Origin of the sequence: Streptomyces callyspongiae (assembly GCF_047200695.1) — a bacterium.
Classification (GTDB): Bacteria; Actinomycetota; Actinomycetes; order Streptomycetales; family Streptomycetaceae; genus Streptomyces.
The window spans coordinates 131507-149206 of the sequence record NZ_JBJZOM010000003.1; the positions used below are offsets into that span (position 1 = coordinate 131507).

Consider the following 17700-nt stretch of genomic DNA (forward strand, 5'->3'; position numbering starts at 1 on the left):
GCGCGGACCCCGGAGGGTGAGGAAGTTTTCCACAGGCGGGCGGTTGTCCACAGGCCCGAGCGGCAGCGGCCCGCCTCGTGCACGGTGAGGAGCGGAACGGCGGTGCGATCCGCCGTCCGGACCTCCAGCACGCTGGCACCCACGGCAGGCGGTGACACCATGCCCTCTCCTCTCCCCCGTCCCCGGTCCCCTCATCCCGGGCCGGACGGCACGACCGTCCCGCGGTACTGCGCCGTCCCCGACTTCCCGCCGATCGCGGCCGGACCGGGGCGCGGCCTGCCGCGGCTCCGCCGGGTCCTGTCGCGGCGGCGCCGGCTCCTCGTGCTGGGGCTGGCGCTGAGCACGGTCGGTGCCGCCGGTGCGGCGGCGCGCACCGCGGGGCCGCTTCCGGCGCCGGAAGCCGGAGCCGCCCGGGCTGCTCCGGCTGCTCCCGCCGCGCACCGCGTGGCGGCCGGGTCGCGTGACGGCCCCGCTCCGGGAGGACGGCCGGTGTCGGTTCCCGTACGCCTCGCGGACGCGGACACGGTCCGCCTGCTGCGTGCCGGGGACCGGATCGACGTCATGGCCCGGGCATCCCGCGCCGGCGGGGAGCGCCCGGGGGCGGCCCGTTCCGAGGGAGCGGCGGTCCCCCGTGTGGTGGCGCGCTGCGTGCCGGTGGCAGAGGTGCCGGCGGCCTCGAAGACCCCTCGGCGGGGTGCGCTCGTGGTGCTGCGGGTGCCCCGCCGGACTGCGGCGGAGCTGGTGGGGGCTGCTGCAGGTGCCGGTGCCCCGCCTGCGGTGTCGCTGTGCTGAGCGGAACGCTCCTCCCGGGCGCGCGGCGCGATACTGCCGAGCCGTCCCGGAGGCACGCCGCGTGGCCCTCCCGCGGCGTGCCGCGGTTCAGAGGTGGTGGGGCGGCTTGTCCTCGAGGAAGCGGGCGAGGTCGGCGGCAGCACCGCCGGACGAGGGGCGGTCTCCCCAGCCTTCGTCCGTGTCGTCGCGGGAGGGTCGGCTCAGCGGATCGTCGAACACCAGGGCCGCGGCCGACGGCTGCGGTTCGCTGTCCTGCGGACGGTCGTTGTCCGGGCGCGGCGCGGTGTCGGTCATGCGCCCAGGGTACGGGGCGCGTGGACGGGGAGAGGCGCCACGGTGGGCGGGAGTCGTACCGCGGCGGGCGGCCGCGGGGCGGTGCGCTGGTGTTCCGCCCGGTGGATGATGCGGTGTCCGAGGGCGGTGGGTGCCGGGTATACGGCTCCCATGGATTCCCTGACGGATGTGCACGGTCTGCTGGTGGGGCATTCCCAGCGCACCGGCGACGGCTGGCTGACCGGGACGACCGTGGTGCTGGCGCCGGAGGGCGGCGCCGTGGCCGCGGTGGACGTGCGGGGCGGCGGGCCCGGCACGCGCGAGACGGACGCGCTCGACCCCCGAAACCTCGTTCAGCGGGTCGAGGCCGTGGTGCTGACGGGCGGCAGCGCCTTCGGGCTGGACGCAGCGTCCGGGGTGGTGGCCTGGCTGGAGGAGCAGGGCCGCGGTTTCCGTATCGGGGCGGACCCCGCGCGTGTGGTGCCCGTCGTGCCGGCGGCCTGCCTCTTCGACCTGGGCCGGGGTGGCGACTGGCGGGCCCGGCCCGACGCCGCCTTCGGCCGGGAGGCAGCCGAGGCGGCCGCGGCCGCGCCGATGGGGGCGGCGCCGCCGCAGGGCAACGTGGGGGCGGGCACCGGTGCGGTGGCCGGTGGGATGAAGGGAGGTGTGGGGTCCGCGAGCGCGGTGCTTCCGAACGGCGTCACGGTCGGGGCGCTGGCCGCGGTCAACGCGGTCGGGTCGCTGGTGGACGGGGCCTCGGGCGTCCTGTTCGGCGAAGTGTGGACCGGCTCCCCCGGCACTCCCTCACCGGAGCGGCATGCCGAGGCGGCGCGGCGCCTGGCGGCCGCGCGGGAGGAGTCGGAGCGGCGCTGGGAGGGCGCCGCCGCACCGCCGCTGAACACCACGCTGGCGGTGGTGGCTACGGATGCCGAGCTCGACCGGGCGCAGGCGCAGAAACTCGCCGGCACCGCTCACGACGGGCTGGCACGGGCGATCCGTCCCGTGCACCTGCTGCACGACGGGGACACGGTCTTCACCCTCGCGACAGGGCAGCACGCCGTCGAGCCCGCGGCGGTGAACGACGTCCTCGCCGCGGGGGCGGACGTGCTCACCCGGGCCGTCGTCCGGGCGGCGCTGTCGGCCCGGACCGTCGACGGTCCGGGCGGCCTGTTCCCCTCCTACACGGACCTGTACGGCCGCGGCTGACTGCGTGGCCGCCGCGGCCGGGCGGAGTTCGACGGCGCGGGAGGCGCGGCTCAGGCGGCCGCGTCGAAACCGACGTCGTGCGCCAGCTTCTTGAGCTCCAGCAGGGCGTGCTTCTCGATCTGCCGGATGCGCTCACGGGTGAGGCCGTGCTGCTTGCCGACTTCGGTCAGCGTGCGCTCACGGCCGTCGACCATGCCGTAGCGGGCCTTGATGATGGAGGCGGTGCGGTTGTCGAGGCGCCCGATGAGCCCGTCCAGCTCCTCGCGGCGCAGCAGCGTCAGGACGGAGTCCTCCGGGGTGTCGGCGGAGGTGTCCTCCAGGAGGTCGCCGAACTGCGTCTCGCCCTCGTCGTCCACGGACATGTTGAGGCTGACGGGGTCGCGGGCCCAGTCCAGTACATCGACGACGCGCTCCGGCGTGGAGTCGAGCTCGGCCGCGACCTCCGTCGGCTCGGGCTCGCGGCCGTGCTCGCGGTTGAACTCGCGCTGCACGCGCCGGATCCGCCCCAGTTCCTCCACGAGGTGGACGGGAAGCCGAATGGTGCGGGACTGGTCGGCGATGGAGCGCGTGATGGCCTGCCGGATCCACCAGGTCGCGTAGGTGGAGAACTTGAAGCCCTTCTTGTAGTCGAACTTCTCGACCGCCCTCACCAGACCGGCGTTGCCCTCCTGGATCAGGTCCAGGAGCGGCAGGCCGCTCCGCGGGTACCGGCGGGCCACGGCGACGACGAGGCGGAGGTTGGAACGGATGAAAAGGTCCTTGGCGCGGTCGCCGCGGCGCGCGACGGCCTCCAGCTCGGCACGCTCCGCCGTGGCGCTCGCCGCGTCGGCGCCGACCGGCTCCTCGCGGCCTTCCAGTATGCGGCGGGCGTACACGCCGGCCTCGATGTCCAGGGAGAGCTCGACCTCCTTCTCGGCGTCGAGCAGCGGGGTGCGGGCGATCTCGTCGAGGTACATGCCGACCAGGTCGCGGTCCGCGATCTCCCCGTTCCCGGTGCGCACCCTTGCGGTGGTGTCGGTGGCGTCGGTGCTGGTGGCGGAACGACGGGCGACGGCACGGGTTGCCATGCTTGCTCCCTGGCATGTTCGACAACGGAGTGGCCGGACGGGGCACTGGGCGAGTTCCCGCATCCGAGGGAAACAACGACGGGAATCAGGACAGAATTCCCACAAGGTGCATCGAATTTTCGGAACGTGCAGTACCCTGCCCCGGCACAGAGGAGGGACGACCGGTGACAGAGAGCGCGACGATGCTGGTCGGAGCGGCGGACGAGAGCGACCTCGGCGCACTCACGGACCTCTACAACCACTACGTCCGGGAGTCCGCGGCCACCTTCGACACCGTGCCCCTCAGCCACGGACAGCGGCGGCCGTGGCTGCTCTCTCACGACAAGGACGGCCCACACCGCCTTCTGGTTGCCCGGAAGCAGGGTGTCCATGCATCGGGGGAGCTGCTGGGCTACGCCCACAGCAGCCGGTTCCGGCCGAAGCCCGCGTACGGCACCTCGGTGGAGTGCACGGTCTACGTCGCGCCGGACGCCTGCGGGCAGGGCGTGGGAAGCCTGCTCTACACGCACCTGTTCGCGGCACTCGAGGGGCAGGACCTGCACCGGGCCTACGCGGGGATCACCGTCCCCAACGAAGCCTCGGTCCGGCTGCACCGCCGCTTCGGTTTCGAGTTGTGCGGCACCTACAGCGAGGCGGGCCGGAAGTTCGGTCGCTACCACGACGTACAACGCTTCGAGAAGGCGCTGTAGTTCCGGACGATCCGGGCCGAACCCGGCCACCGCCCCCCCCGGGGGCGGACTCGGCCCGCGGAACGACCGCGTGAGGCAGGTCACAGCGCACCGCGGAAATATCCGGGGACCGACTCCCCGTTTGCCTCGGTGTCACCACGAAGCGGGGATTGATCCCCCACTTCCCTTCCGGGCGGTGCCTCACACATGGAGGCCCGTGCGCCACGACGCACGGCACGCCCGGCCTCCCCGTCCGATCGCACGTGGAAGGAGCCCACGGACCCATGACGTCGGCTGCAGGGACAGGGCGGCACCAGTCCGCACGCGGCACACGCGACGCCGCCGCGGGTCGCGGCCTGCGCGCCGACGCGCTGCGCAATCGCGAGCGGATCGCCGAGGCCGCGCGCGAGGCCTTCGTCCGGTTCGGCCCCGAGGCGCCCCTGGACGAGATCGCACGTGACGCGGAGGTCGGGAACGCCACGCTCTACCGCCACTTCCCCGACCGCGCCGCACTGATCCGCCACGTCGTGACGTCGGTGACCGGCCGCATCGCCGACCGGGCCGAGGCCCTGACCGCGGAACCGGACACGTTCGACGCCCTGCGCCGGTTCGCGCACGACGCCGTGGAGGAACGCATCGGCGCGCTCTGCCCCCTGCTCACCGACCACATCGACCACATCGACCACATCGACCCCGACGATCCCGCAGTCCGCACCGCCCGCGAACGGCTCGAGGCCGCGACCGAGCACCTGATGGACCGCGCACGGCAGGCCGGAGCCCTGCGCGGGGACGTGGGAGTCGGCGACCTCATGGTCGCCCTGAGCCGGCTCACCCGCCCGCTGCCGGGCACGTCCTGCCCGGACATGCGGAGGTTCGACCACCGGCACCTGGAGATCTTCCTCGACGGTCTCCGCGCCCCGGCCGGAACGTCGCTGCCGGGGCGTGCGGCGACGTTCGAGGAGGTGCGCGGGACGTCGTGCGACCGACTCCGCGACACCGTCCCCCACCGGTCGGCGCGCTCCACCCCCTGACCCGTTTCCCGGCCGTTCCGCAGCGGCCCCGGCCGCGAACGCGTCGCCGTTCCCGCGTTCCGTGCCTCACCCGTGAGCACACACCCCAGCGAAGGTGGCCCTTCATGCCCGAATCCTCCCGTGCACCGTCCGAGGAGTCCGTCTCCCCTCCCGATCCCCGGCGCTGGAAGGCGCTGGCCGTCATCGCGACGGCCCAACTGATGGTCGTGCTCGACGCGACCATCGTGAACATCGCGCTCCCCTCCGCCCAGGCCGATCTGGGCATCTCCACCGCCCATCGGCAGTGGGTCATCACCGCCTACGCCCTGGCCTTCGGCGGTCTGCTGCTGTTCGGCGGCCGCGTGGCGGACCTGTGGGGGCGGAAGCGCACCTTCATCACCGGCCTGCTCGGTTTCGCGGTCGCCTCGGCGCTCGGCGGCGCGGCCACCGAACCGGCGATGCTGTTCGGCTCCCGGGCCCTCCAAGGCGTCTTCGGCGCCCTGCTGGCCCCCTCCGCGCTGTCTCTGCTGGCGATCACCTTCCGCGACGGGAAGGACCGCGCCAAGGCGTTCGGCATCTACGGCGCCATCGCGGGCGGCGGAGGCGCCATCGGTCTGATCCTGGGCGGCCTGTTGACCGAGTACCTGGACTGGCGCTGGACCTTCTTCGTCAACATCCCGTTCGCCGCGGTCGCCGTGCTGGGCGCCTGGGCAGTGATCCGCGAGCCCCGTTCCGCCCGCAACCGCTCCTCGCTCGACATCCCGGGCGTCGTCCTGGCCACGCTGGGTCTCGTCTCCCTCGTCTACGGGTTCACCCGCGCGGAGTCGCACAGCTGGACCGACACCCTCACACTCGGCCTCTTCGCCGCCACCGTCGTGCTACTCGGAAGCTTCGTGGCGGTCGAGTCCCGCGTACGGGCGCCGCTGCTGCCGCTGCGGGTGGTGGCCGACCGCAACCGGGGCGGGGTGTACCTGTCGCTGGGTCTGGCCATCATCGCGATGTTCGGGCTGTTCCTGTTCCTCACCTACTACCTGCAGGTCGTGAAGGGGTATGCGCCGGTCAGGACCGGCGTGGCCTTCCTCCCGATGATCACCGGCATGATCGTCGGCTCGACGCAGATCGGTGCCCGGCTGATGACCCGCGTCCGGCCCCGCCTGCTGATGGGGCCCGGCTTCCTGGTGGCCGCCCTCGGCATGCTGGTCCTGACCCGGCTGGAGACGGACAGCTCGTACGTCTCCCTGATCCTGCCCGCCCAGCTCCTGCTCGGTCTCGGCATGGGTTCCGCGTTCATGCCGGCCATGTCGCTCGCGACGCTGGGGGTGCGGCCGCAGGACGCCGGCGTGGCCTCCGCGATGATCAACACTTCGCAGCAGGTCGGCGGCGCCGTCGGCACGGCCCTGCTGAACACCGTGGCCGCCGGCGCGACGACCGCCTACGTGACCGACCACCTCGCCTCGGCCGGTGCCTCCCCGCAGGCACGCAAGCTGGTCATGCTGAACGGCATGGTCGAGGGCTACACCACAGCGATCTGGTGGGCGGTCGGCATCCTGCTGATGGCGGCGGTCCTCGCCTCCACGCTGATCACGACGCGCGGCCAGGGCGCGCCCGCACCGGTCGGCCGCTCCGGCACCGACGCTCCGGAGTCCGACGCCTCCGAGGAGGAGATCCCGCTGGCCGTGATGCACTGACCTCGTCCCGCAGCACCACCGCCCGAGGGCCTGCAGACTCCGGAGACTGCGGGCCCTCGAACACGCCCGGGCCCGCTCGGGCGCCGGTGTTCCCCCGGCCGAGTCCCGCTCGCGCGCACGGGCGTTCAGCGGCGGCCGCGACGGGTACGTGTCGCACAAGGCCGTCCCCCTCACCCGGCACGGGAGCACCCATGCGCTGCACACTCCGCCCTGCGCGGTTCGCCACGGCTCCGGACGGCCGCCCCGCGGGGGTCGCGTCCTCGGCAACCGCCTCCCCGCACGGCCGGTGCCGCTGATGGCTGCGCGGCGCCTGGTGGTCGTCGGCGGCGACGCCGCCGGCATGTCCGCCGCCTCGCAGGCCCGGCGGCTGCAGGAGCAGGACGAACTGGAGATCGTGGCGTTCGAGCGCGGCAGCTTCACCTCGTACTCGGCCTGCGGCATCCCGTACTGGATCGGGGGCGACGTCGCCGAGCGCGACGCCCTGGTGGCCCGTACGCCGCAGGAGCACCGGGAACGCGGCATCGACCTGCGGCTGCACACGGAGGTCACCGAACTCGACCTGGCCGGGCAGCGCGTGCGCTCGCGCGACGCCGACGGCGAGGAGGACTGGACGGGTTTCGACGCGCTCGTGCTGGCCACCGGAGCCCGCCCGCTGCGTCCGCCGCTCCCGGGCATCGATGCCCGCGGCGTGCACGGCGTGCAGTCCCTGGAGGACGGCACCGCGCTGCTGGAGACGCTGGAGCGGCAGGAGCACGCCGGTAACGGTGCCCGCCGCGCGGTGGTCCTGGGTGCCGGCTACATCGGTGTGGAGATGGCAGAGGCGCTGATGCGCCGCGGCTACGGGGTGACGGTGCTGGACAGGGCGGCGGAGCCGATGACCACGCTCGACCCCGACATGGGCGCCCTGGTCCGGAAGGCGATGCGCGGCATGGGCATCCGGGTGCGGACCGGCGAGACGGTCACCGGGGTGCTCACCGACCGGGAGGGCCGTGCCCGCGCCGTGGAGACGGACGCGGACGAGTACCCGGCGGATCTCGTCGTTCTCGGTCTCGGCGTCCGGCCCGAGACCACGCTCGCGGCGCGGGCGGGCCTGCCGCTGGGCGACTCCGGCGGGCTGCTGACCGACCAGAGCATGCGGGTGCGCGAGCACCACAACGTGTGGGCGGGGGGCGACTGCGTCGAGGTGCTGGAACTGGTCTCGGGCCGCATGCGGCACATCCCGCTGGGCACCCACGCCAACAAGCACGGCCGGATCATCGGCGCCAACGTCGCGGGCGGCTACGGCACGTTCCCCGGCGTGGTGGGGACGGCAGTGAGCAAGGTGTGCGACCTGGAGATCGCCCGCACGGGCCTGCTGTCGGAGCAGGCGGACGACGTCGGTTTCCGGTACATCGCCACGACCGTCGAGGCGACGGGGCGGGCGGGGTACCTGCCCGGCGCCGAGCCGATGCACGTCAAGATGCTGGCCGAGGAACGCACCGGCCGCCTGCTCGGCGTGCAGATCGTCGGTGGCGAGGGAGCGGGGAAACGCGTCGACATCGCGGCCGTCGCACTCACCGCCCGGATGACGGTCGAGCAGATGACGGGGCTGGACCTCGGTTACGCGCCGCCGTTCTCCCCCGTGTGGGACCCGGTGCTGGTGGCGGCCCGCAAGGCCGCCTCCCGGGTGTAGGGCCCGGGTGCTTCAGCAGTCGAGGCCGTGCTCGCGGGCCCACTGGCACTGGACCTCGCCGGACGTCGGGCCGCCGTCGTAGGCCCGCGGATCCTTGTAGCCGGGACCCACCGGCTCGTCGTCCTCGAAGACCCCGTCGCCGTCGATGTCGCCGCCGTCGGGCGTGATCCGGGCGCCTTCGGGCATGGTGCAGGCGGCCCGGTCCTCGGGGCGGGTCGTGCACCGGCCGGACGATTCTCCGCTCCGCTCCGCAGCCGCTGCGGCGGCGCGTTCCGCGGCCGCCTGCCGCGCGGAGTCGGCGACGGCAGCACGGGCAGCCTCGGTGACCGCGTCCCGCTGCGCGTCGGCCTGGCGGTCGACGGCGCGCGCCCCGGACGGTTCGTCGTGCGTCCAGGAGGCCACGTCCTGCGGGGGCGCGGCGCCCGAGGGTCCTGCGGCTCCGCCGCAGGCGGTGAGGCCGAGGAGCAGCGCGCAGAGCGCGGCAGCGGCGGCCACCACGGTGGAGGGGCCCCGCCGCGCGGTGCCACGGGGCGGTGGAGGGGAGTGGGGTGGGCCTGCGGTCGGGATCATGGCGTCTCCCGTCTGCGATGCGACCGGCGCGGCGTTCGCCATGCTAAGTCCCTTTCGTGCCGGTGTACACGGACTTGACCGAAGCCTTTTGCCGGAGCGCCGCTTCCCCTTTCGGCCGCCCGCTCGGGTCTCAGCCGGCCACGGGCCCGCCCATCCACCGTTCCCACCAGCGTCGCCGCGGCGGATGCACCGCTCGTCCCAGCATCCGGCCGAGCAGCAGGTAGCCGAGGAGGGCGCCGGAGGAGTTGAGGATGACGTCGTCGATGTCGAAGGCGCGACCGGTGATCAAGGCACCCTGGACCAGTTCGACGAGCAGCATGACGACCGCGGTCGCGCCCGTCACCCGCAGCAGGCCCCGGGCGCGCGGGAGCAGCACGGGCAGCAGGACGCCGAAGGGCACGCCGAGCACGATGTTGCCGCCGAGCTGCTTGACGGTGTCACGGAAAGCGGGTTGCGAGAGGTATGCCCGGATCGAGGCGCCGGGTTCGAGGTTGGTGTGGGCGATCGCCTCCGAGGCCTGCGAGGGCTCCAGCGTCAGCCGGGACAGCACCACGGCGAAGCCCACCATCGCTCCGAACGCGAGCAGCATGGAGAACACCCGCAGTACCGGCGACGGGCCCTTCCGCGCGGCGGACGCTCCGGCGGGGGCGGTACCGCGGGTACCGGAGCGCTTGGACCCGGAGGTTGCCTTCGGGCGGCTCTTCGGGCGCGTGCCGGTCTTCGCCGACGCCCCGGACCAGCCACCGGACTTGCTGCCCGACCTGCCACCGTTCTTGCCGCCGGACGTGCCGCCGCTCTTGCGGCCGGACCCTCCACCGGACCCGGCGCGGCCGCTCCACCCGCCGGACTTCGCTCCACCGATCCAGCTGCTCCGCCGGGACTTCACACCCGAGCCGCCCTTCCCCCCGCCCTTCCCGCCGTCCGCTCCGCCGTCTCGCCGCACCGCGCGTGTGATGCGGGAAAGGAACGCGTCCACGTTCCGACACCCCCAGTCCTCTCCGGGTCGTTGGCCTCCCCCATACCCCCGCCCGAAGCGCGCATTCCACTTTCGCACCGTCACCGGTATGGACCACTAAAGGTGAGCGCGGCGTCTGGTCCGCGCACCACCGCCGCTGCAACGATGTGCCGTCCTCGCCAGTCGCCTCCCCGCACCGGCCCGGCCCCCGGGCGCAGCACCGCACCCTCCCCGGGTTCCCGGCGCCGCACCGTGCGGGAAGACCTGACCGGACGCCAACAGCCGCCCACGTGAGGAGCGTTCCGATCCCGATGCAGCAGCCCTCCCGCAGACAGACACTGATGGGCGCCGCCGGCGCCCTGGCCACCTTCGGCCTCGCCCAGAAGGCCGTTGCCGCGCCCCACGACAGCCGGGCCGAGGACACTCTCCGGCGCCGGGCACAGCGCCTCGCCCACGGCATGTCGCTCGAGGAGAAGATCGGCCAGCTCTTCGTCATCGAGGTGTACGGCCGCACCGCGGACACCGCGCACCCGATGAACCAGCAGCTCTACGGCTACGACACTCCGGCGGAGGTCGTCCGGGCCTACCGTCCCGGCGGCGTCATCTACTTCGACGACCGGCGGGGCCCGGACAACGTGCACGACCCGCGCCAGATCGCCGGGCTGTCGAACGGTCTGCAGCAGGCCAGCCGGGTCCCCCTGATCATCTCCGTGGACCAGGAAGGCGGCAGCGTCGTCTACCGCCTCACCGACCCGGCGACGATGTTGCCCGGCAACATGGCCCTGGCCGCGACGCGTTCGTCCCGCGACGCGCTGGACTCGGCCCGCATCATCGGCACCGAGCTCGCCGCCGTCGGCATCAACCAGAACTACGCGCCGGTCGCCGACGTCAACATCAACCCGGCGAACCCGGTCATCGGTGTCCGCTCCTTCGGCTCCGACCCCGGTCTGTGCGCCGAGATGGTCGGAGCCGGTGTCCGCGGCTACCACCGCGGGGACGTCGCCAGCGCCGCCAAGCACTTCCCCGGCCACGGCGACACCGACACCGACTCGCACTACGGACTGCCCGTCATCAACCACTCCCGGGCGGAACTCGACCGCATCGACCTGCCGCCGTTCCGCGCGGCGATCCGGCGCGGTGTCGACACCATCATGACCGCCCACATCGTGGTGCCCGCGCTGGACTCCAGCGGGGTCCCGGCGACCATGTCGCACCCGATCGTCACCGGCCTGCTCCGTGAGGAGCTCGGCTTCGACGGCCTGGTCGTCACCGACGCTCTCGACATGCGCGGCGCCTCCGACGAGTTCCCGCCCGACGTGGCCCCCGTGAGGGCGCTCCAGGCCGGGTGCGACCAGCTGGTGCTGGCACCGCAGACCGACGTGGCCCGTCGGGCCGTGCTCGAGGCCGTACGGTCCGGCGAGATCACCGAGGAGCGCATCGACGCCTCGCTGCGGCGGGTGCTGCTGCACAAGCTGCGCCGCGGCCTCTTCGGCAACCCCTACGTCAGCCCGGACCGCGCCGAGGCGGTCGTCGGTCGGCCCCGCCACCTCGCCCGGGCCCGCGAGATCACCGACCGCACGGTCACCCTGGTGCGCAACGAGGGTGTCCTGCCGCTCTCCACCGGCACCACTCGTTCGGTGCTCGTCGCGGGCTGGGGCGTCTCGACGACCGCCGGCCTCGCCGACGCCGTGTCCTCCCACGAGGGCCAGACGGCCACCGCCCTGCACACCGGCTCCCGCCCGTCGGACGCGGTCATCGCCGAAGCGGTGTCCGCGGCGCAGGACTCCGACCTGGTCGTGGTGACCGCCAACGCGGCCGCCGCCTACAGCGAGGGCGGCGTCGCCCAGGCGCAGCTGGTGGAGGCGCTGCGCGGCACCGGCACGCCGGTCGTCGTCGTGGCGGTGAGGAACCCGTACGACATCCAGCGCTACCCGGACGTCGATGCCTACCTGGCGACGTACTCCTACGGCACCCCGTCGCTGGAGTCGGTGGCCCGCACGCTGTTCGGGAAGGTCTCCCCGGGAGGACGGCTGCCGGTCGCCGTTCCGGTCCTCGAATCCCCCGAGCAGGACCTCTACCCCTTCGGCCACGGCCTGAGCTACTGATCCCGGCAGGCACCGGACGCCGGCCCGCACCCCCGCGAGGGAGGGTGCGGGCCGGCGGCGTTCCGCGCCGGGGTCCTGACGACGGGGCCGCGGCGGGCGACAATGCGTCCATGGCCGCCGACGAACACCCCGCACCCGCCCCGTCAGCGTCGCCGTCGCCGTCGCTGGGGCCGAGGACGCGCGGCGGCCCGGAAGTCCCGAACCCCGCCGGGGCGCCCGCGGCGGAGGAGGGCGGCGAACCCGCCTGCCTGCTGGACCGGGTGTGCCCCGCGTGCGGCCGGCTCGCCGATGCCGCGCCGCCGACCGTCTGCCCCCGCTGCGGCGGGCCGGTCGGCGCACCGCACTGACGGCCCGCCGGCTCAGGGCGCCGCGACGCCCGCCGCCTCCCGGGGGCCGCCCGTGCGCCCCAGCGCTGCGGCGGCCTCGTCGCCCGGCACCGCACCCGCGGCGGTGAAGGCGCGCAGCGCCGCGACCAGCCCGTCCCGCTGCTCCTCGGTCAGCCCCGCCAGCAGACCGGCGACCTCGGCCCGTCGGTGCGCCATGACCGCCCCCACCAGTTCCCGGCCCCGCTCGGTGAGTTCCACGATCACCTCGCGGCGGCTGGCGGGGTTGCGGCGCCGCTCGACGGTCCCGGCGTCCGCCAGTTTGTCGACCGTGCGCATCGTGGTGGAGGGATTGACCCCCAGGGTCGAGGCCACGGAGGTCAGCTTCTGCGCCCCGTCGTTCGCCAGCACCACCAGAACGCGCAGCTGGGCGAACGTGAGCGTGTCGTCGACGCGTGCGAGGGCTCGCCCCGAGACGTCGCTGAGCACTTGCGCCGCCGTCATCACCGCGAGGGTGACGTCCTCCGCTCCTGTGCCGTCCTCCTGCGTGTCCCGCAGCCGGCCCCGGACGTCACGCACCTCGTTCCCCACGACGCCTCTTGATCCTTCCTATACCTTCCAATTACCTATCCTAAGTAATTTTTGCAGGCTGCAATGATACGGTGGAGTGCTACCGGCACGACGACGCCGAGGAGGCGCGTCCAGTCCCGTCGCACGGCACAGCAGCCCGCGACAACAAGCGCACACATCACGGCACGCCCTCGACCGCGCACCGTGCGGGGCCGGGAACCGGCTCCGGGAATCGTCCCGGCCGCGTGCCGCCGTCCGCGCCCGGATCACCGCGGCGCCACGACCCGCCGACGGGCCGGACGCCGCACGACGAGACGAACCGGAGGTTCACGTGCCCCCGTCCGCCGCTGCCCGGACACCGCTCGGACCCGACCGCAGCCCGCGGCCGGAACGCCGAGGTGACCACGGCGGAAGGGGAACACCGAGCGTGCCACAACTCGGCGACTTCCAGATCCCCCCGCGCATGATGGCGATCTGCGCACTGGCCGTCCCCGTCGGCGCGGCGGCCGCCCTCGCCGCGGTCGGCCTGCTCCACCTCATCGCGCTCTCCACCAACCTGTTCTTCCACGGCACCCTCGGCACCGAACCGACCGACCCCGCGAGCACCTCCAGCCCCTGGCTGATCCTCACCATGCCCGTCGTCGGCGGGCTCGTCGTCGGCCTCATGGCCCGCTTCGGCTCGGAGAAGATCCGCGGCCACGGCATGCCCGAGGCGCTGGAGGCCATCCTCGTCGGCGGGAGCCGCGTCCAGCCCCGCCTCGCGCTCCTCAAGCCCACCTCCGCGGCCGTCTCGATCGGCTCCGGCGGCCCGTTCGGCGCCGAGGGCCCGATCATCATGACCGGCGGCGCCCTCGGCTCCCTCCTCGCCCAGTTCCTGCGGATCACCACCGACGAGCGCAAGACGCTGCTGGTAGCGGGTTCCGCCGCGGGCATGGCCGCCACCTTCGACGCACCGCTCGCCTCGATCGTCCTCGCCGTCGAACTCCTGCTGTTCGAGTGGCGCCCCCGCTCCTTCCTGCCCGTATGCGTCTCGGTACTGGTCGCCACCCTCGTACGCGGCCCGTTCCTCGGCACCGGCCCCCTCTTCCCCGGCCCGGACGTCCCCGAACGGCTCTCCCCCACCGCGTACGGCCTGTGCGTCGTCGCGGGCATCGCGGCCGGCCTACTCGCCGTCGCCGCCACCCGCCTCGTCTACTTCTCCGAGGACCTCTTCTCCCGCCTCCGCTTCCACTGGATGTGGTGGCCGGCCCTCGGCGGCCTCGTGATCGGCCTCGGCGGCCTCGTCGAGCCCCGCGCCCTCGGCATCGGCTACGACGTCATCGCCCAGCTCCTCGCGGGCCGGGCCGGGATGCACCTGATCCTCGGCATTCTGCTGGTCAAGACGCTCATCTGGGGACTGGCGCTCGGCTCGGGGACCTCGGGAGGCGTCCTCGCCCCGCTGCTCATGATCGGCGCCTCCCTCGGTGCCGCCGAGGGCCTGGTCTTCCCCGAGGTGGCCCCCGGCTTCTGGGCGGTCGCCTCCCTCGCCGGCGTCCTCGGCGGCGTGATGCGGTGCCCGCTGACCGGCATCGTGTTCTGCCTGGAGCTCACGCAGGAGGTCAACGCGCTCCTGCCCATGGCCCTCACGTCGGCCACCGCGTACCTGCTGTCCGTGGTGCTGCTCAAGCGCTCGGTCCTGACCGAGAAGCTCGCCCGCCGCGGCCTGCACCTGAGCCGCGAGTACTCCGTCGACCCCCTCGAAGTGCACCTCGTGCAGCAGGTGCAGGCGCCCATGCCCCTCGTGCTCCGTGCGGAACAGACCGCCGGCGCGGCCACCGCCCTGCTGCGCGAGGCCCACGAAAAGGCCGATCCGGAGGGCCTGCTGTCGCAGCGGCTCTACCCGGTCCTCTCCGCCGAGGGCACGCTCACCGGCGTCGTCACCCGCGCCGAACTGGTGCACGGCCGCCCGGACGACACCCGCCTCCTCGGCGACCTCGCCCGCACTCCCGTCACGGTCCACCCCGACGAGACGCTCCGCGGCGCCGCCCACCGGATGGCGGCGGAGAGCGTGACGCGCGTCCTGGTCGTCGACCGCGGCCCGCGGCCGCAGGCCCTGGGCGTGCTGACGCTCCGGCACCTGCTGGAGGCCCGCCGCGTCGACCTGCACGAGGAGCACCACGCCGAGCGGGTGCTCCGCCTCCGCCGCCGGCGCCGCACCGCGCGCCCCGCCGGTTCTCCGGAGCCGGCGCGCGACACCCCGGACGCCGCCCAGGACGCCGCCTCCTCCGCTGCCGGGCACGAAGCGGCCCCCACACGCTAGCGGCACGACCGCAGACCGTTTCGGGCCACGTCTCCCGGGTCACCCGGCCTTCCGCCCGTACGCGCAGCACGCCCCGGGGAAGGAGCCGACATGGCCACCGCACACCGCCCTCTCCCGGCAGGCAGCGGCTTCGAGCCGATGCGGCGACGCGACCGCCTCGCCGTCCACGACCAGGCCACCGCCCTGTTCACCGGGCTGATGGCCGCCTGGCTGTTCCTCGGCGCATGGGCACTCGGCTACGCCGACTCCTCCGCCGCGGGCGGCGACGCCTATCTCAACGAATCCGTGGTGGGCGTCCTGCTGGTCTTCTTCGCCCTCGCCCGCTTCTTCCGGCCCCTGCAGCAGCGGTTCGCCTCGGTGGCCACCATGCTGCTCGGCGCGTGGCTGATCGTCTCGCCGTTCATCTGGGACTACGGCGACCGGCCCAACAAGGCCCAACGAGCCCCCGAGCTCGAATGGGGGACGGGAGCCGTCCTGCTCCTCCTCGGCGCCCTCGGCCTCCTGTGGACCCTCAGCGCCCGCAGGCTGGACCGCTCGCCCTGACGGCAGCGCGCGGTCGGCACGCGGACGCCCGCGCCCGGCGCTTCACCCGGCGAAGGGCCCGGAGACGGCGGACGGACCGAGGAGCCGGGTCATCGCCGCCACGACCGAGGGCTCGACGCGGTAGTAGACCCAGGTGCCGCGCCGCTCGGAAGCGAGCAGGCCGGCTTCCCTGAGTTTCCTGAGGTGGTGGGAGACGGTGGGCTGCGAGACGCCGACATCCGAGATGTCGCACACGCAGGCTTCGCCGCCCTCGTGGGAGGCGATCGCGGAGAACAGCCGCAGACGTACGGGGTCACCGAGGGCCTTGAACAGCGGAGCGGACTGTTCCGCCTCCTCCGGTGTGAAGGGGCGTTCGGTGAGCGGCGGGCAGCACGGAGCGACCTCCGCCTCCACGATCCGCAGGTCCGTCGATTCCACCATGCCTCAATTTTGACACATGTCGAAACACGAGGAACAGGAGAGGGGCGCAGAAGAAGCGCGGGACTCCTGTTTCGACGAAAGTCTATGTTGAACTTCATCGAATCAGGTGCCATGCTGGCGGCAGACTCGATATCGACATGAATCGAACCAGCGAGGAGTCGTCATGAACGCGACCGCCACCGGCGAGCTGCCCGTCGTCGTGATCGGAGCCGGGCCCGTCGGGCTGGCCGCCGCCGCCCGTCTGCTGGAGCGCGGCATCGAACCGCTCGTCCTGGAGGCCGGCGACCGGCCGGCGGCGACCGTGCGCGAGTGGGCCCACGTACGGCTGTTCTCGCCCTGGTCGGAGGTCACGGATCCGGCCGCGGAGAAGCTGCTCGCGCCGACCGGCTGGGTCCGCCCCGAAGGGACCTCCTGCCCGACGGGCGGCGACTGGGCCGAGCAGTACCTGCAGCCGCTGGCCGACGTCCTGGGCGACCGGGTACGCCTGGGCGTGCGGGTCACCGGGGTGTCCCGGGCGGGCCGCGACCGCGTGGTGGACGCCGACCGCGAGGCCCAGCCGTTCACCCTGCACCTGCGCACCACCGGCGGCGACGAGGCACGTCTGACGGCGCGGTCCGTGATCGACGCCTCCGGCACCTGGACCACGCCGAACCCGCTCGGCGCGGACGGACTCCCCGCCCTGGGAGAGCGGGCCGCACAGGACCGCATCACCTACCGCGTCCCGAACCTGCGGGCGCCGGAGGTCCGGGCACGCTACGCCGGGAAGCGCGTCGCCGTCCTCGGCTCCGGCGCCTCCGCCTTCACCGCCCTCGCCCTGCTCGCCGAACCGGCGGAGGAGGCATCCGGCACGATTCCCGCCGGCCCCTCGGGCCGGGGGAGGCCCCACGCCGTGTGGGTACTGCGCCGCGGTATCGGCACCGACACCTTCGGCGGGGGCGAGGCCGACCAGCTCCCCGAACGCGGCGCGCTGGGCCTGCGCGCCAAGGCCGCCGTGGAGGCGGGCCACGCCACTGCCGTCACCGGTTTCCGCACCGCCGCCGTCGACGAGGACGCCGACGGACGCCTGGTCCTGACGAGCGAGGACGGCCGCCGCCTGGAGCCCGTCGACGAGATCATCGCCCTCACCGGCTTCCGCCCGGACCTGTCGTTCCTCTCCGAACTGCGCCTCGGGCTGGACGAACGCCTTCAGGCACCGGTGCGGCTGGCGCCGCTGATCGACCCGAACCAGCACTCCTGCGGCACGGTCCAGCCGCACGGGGCCGAGGAGCTGTCCCACCCGGAGCAGGGCTTCTACCTGGCCGGCATGAAGAGCTACGGCCGCGCCCCCACCTTCCTCGCGCTCACGGGCTACGAGCAGGTCCGCTCCGTCGCGGCCGCCCTCGCCGGCGACCACGAGGCCGCCGCACACGTCGAACTGGCCCTCCCGGAGACGGGCGTGTGCAAGGGCTCCGGACTCCCCGGCACCTCCCCGGACACCTCCGGCAAGGCTGCCGAGGCGGCAGGCTCGGCGGCAGGCGGCTGCTGCGGCGGGTGAGCCCG

The 17700-nt window shown here is 73.8% G+C and carries 17 protein-coding genes; 11 read left to right on the forward strand and 6 right to left on the reverse strand.

From position 1 onward, the window contains the following. Positions 1 to 102 precede the first annotated feature (102 nt). On the forward strand, positions 103 to 792 hold the full coding sequence (locus ACL06G_RS03605) for a hypothetical protein (protein ID WP_412785440.1): 690 nt from the start codon (positions 103 to 105) through the stop codon (positions 790 to 792). Positions 793 to 879: 87 nt separating this feature from the next. Here ACL06G_RS03605 and ACL06G_RS03610 read toward each other — a convergent pair whose 3' ends face one another. Then, entirely contained in the window at positions 880 to 1086 is a 207-nt protein-coding gene (locus ACL06G_RS03610; protein ID WP_412785441.1) for a hypothetical protein, read from the reverse strand. A gap of 150 nt (positions 1087 to 1236) precedes the next feature. On the opposite strand from ACL06G_RS03610, the gene ACL06G_RS03615 reads away from it, so the two are divergent. Next, a complete protein-coding gene (locus tag ACL06G_RS03615; RefSeq protein WP_412835400.1) occupies positions 1237 to 2271 on the forward strand; it encodes a P1 family peptidase in 1035 nt (344 codons plus the stop codon). Positions 2272 to 2321: 50 nt separating this feature from the next. On the opposite strand, the gene ACL06G_RS03620 is transcribed toward ACL06G_RS03615, so the two are convergent. Next, on the reverse strand, positions 2322 to 3338 hold the full coding sequence (locus ACL06G_RS03620; protein ID WP_412785443.1) for a sigma-70 family RNA polymerase sigma factor: 1017 nt from the start codon (positions 3336 to 3338) through the stop codon (positions 2322 to 2324). Positions 3339 to 3520: 182 nt separating this feature from the next. Between ACL06G_RS03620 and ACL06G_RS03625 the strand changes: the two genes are divergently transcribed. From ACL06G_RS03625 to ACL06G_RS03640, 4 genes are all read left to right on the forward strand, one after another. Beyond that, entirely contained in the window at positions 3521 to 4027 is a 507-nt protein-coding gene (locus ACL06G_RS03625; RefSeq protein ID WP_412785478.1) for a GNAT family N-acetyltransferase, read from the forward strand. A 263-nt stretch (positions 4028 to 4290) separates the two neighbouring features. Next, entirely contained in the window at positions 4291 to 5037 is a 747-nt protein-coding gene (locus ACL06G_RS03630) for a TetR/AcrR family transcriptional regulator (protein ID WP_412835401.1), read from the forward strand. Positions 5038 to 5141: 104 nt separating this feature from the next. Further along, positions 5142 to 6704: an MFS transporter gene (locus ACL06G_RS03635; RefSeq protein ID WP_412835402.1), complete on the forward strand. Its 1563-nt coding sequence runs from the start codon at positions 5142 to 5144 to the stop codon at positions 6702 to 6704. A gap of 295 nt (positions 6705 to 6999) precedes the next feature. After that, positions 7000 to 8376 carry an FAD-dependent oxidoreductase gene (locus ACL06G_RS03640; protein WP_412785446.1) on the forward strand — a complete coding sequence of 459 codons (1377 nt, stop codon included), beginning with the start codon at positions 7000 to 7002 and terminating at the stop codon, positions 8374 to 8376. A gap of 12 nt (positions 8377 to 8388) precedes the next feature. Here the strand turns inward: ACL06G_RS03640 and ACL06G_RS03645 are convergent, their stop codons facing one another. Together ACL06G_RS03645 and ACL06G_RS03650 are read right to left on the reverse strand one after the other, a co-directional pair. Then, the gene (locus ACL06G_RS03645) at positions 8389 to 8946 is read right to left on the reverse strand and encodes a hypothetical protein (RefSeq protein WP_412785447.1); all 558 of its coding nucleotides are present in this window, start codon (positions 8944 to 8946) and stop codon (positions 8389 to 8391) included. Between the two features lie 130 nt (positions 8947 to 9076). Next, positions 9077 to 9922: a VanZ family protein gene (locus ACL06G_RS03650; RefSeq protein WP_412835403.1), complete on the reverse strand. Its 846-nt coding sequence runs from the start codon at positions 9920 to 9922 to the stop codon at positions 9077 to 9079. A 290-nt stretch (positions 9923 to 10212) separates the two neighbouring features. Between ACL06G_RS03650 and ACL06G_RS03655 the strand changes: the two genes are divergently transcribed. Together ACL06G_RS03655 and ACL06G_RS03660 are read left to right on the forward strand one after the other, a co-directional pair. Next, positions 10213 to 12006 carry a glycoside hydrolase family 3 protein gene (locus tag ACL06G_RS03655; protein ID WP_412785449.1) on the forward strand — a complete coding sequence of 598 codons (1794 nt, stop codon included), beginning with the start codon at positions 10213 to 10215 and terminating at the stop codon, positions 12004 to 12006. A gap of 110 nt (positions 12007 to 12116) precedes the next feature. After that, positions 12117 to 12353, forward strand: a complete 237-nt coding sequence (locus tag ACL06G_RS03660) for a hypothetical protein (RefSeq protein ID WP_412835404.1) — start codon at positions 12117 to 12119, stop codon at positions 12351 to 12353. Positions 12354 to 12365: 12 nt separating this feature from the next. On the opposite strand, the gene ACL06G_RS03665 is transcribed toward ACL06G_RS03660, so the two are convergent. Continuing rightward, positions 12366 to 12920 (reverse strand): MarR family winged helix-turn-helix transcriptional regulator, encoded by a 555-nt coding sequence (locus tag ACL06G_RS03665; protein ID WP_412785451.1) that lies wholly within the window; start codon positions 12918 to 12920, stop codon positions 12366 to 12368. Positions 12921 to 13326: 406 nt separating this feature from the next. Between ACL06G_RS03665 and ACL06G_RS03670 the strand changes: the two genes are divergently transcribed. Further along, on the forward strand, positions 13327 to 15198 hold the full coding sequence (locus ACL06G_RS03670) for a chloride channel protein (RefSeq protein WP_412835405.1): 1872 nt from the start codon (positions 13327 to 13329) through the stop codon (positions 15196 to 15198). Between the two features lie 90 nt (positions 15199 to 15288). Further along, positions 15289 to 15741 carry an SPW repeat domain-containing protein gene (locus ACL06G_RS03675; protein ID WP_412785453.1) on the forward strand — a complete coding sequence of 151 codons (453 nt, stop codon included), beginning with the start codon at positions 15289 to 15291 and terminating at the stop codon, positions 15739 to 15741. Positions 15742 to 15783: 42 nt separating this feature from the next. Here ACL06G_RS03675 and ACL06G_RS03680 read toward each other — a convergent pair whose 3' ends face one another. After that, positions 15784 to 16161, reverse strand: coding sequence for an ArsR/SmtB family transcription factor (locus tag ACL06G_RS03680; RefSeq protein ID WP_412835406.1), 378 nt, complete (start codon positions 16159 to 16161; stop codon positions 15784 to 15786). A 163-nt stretch (positions 16162 to 16324) separates the two neighbouring features. On the opposite strand from ACL06G_RS03680, the gene ACL06G_RS03685 reads away from it, so the two are divergent. Further along, a complete protein-coding gene (locus ACL06G_RS03685) occupies positions 16325 to 17695 on the forward strand; it encodes an FAD-dependent oxidoreductase (protein ID WP_412835407.1) in 1371 nt (456 codons plus the stop codon). Positions 17696 to 17700: the final 5 nt, after the last annotated feature.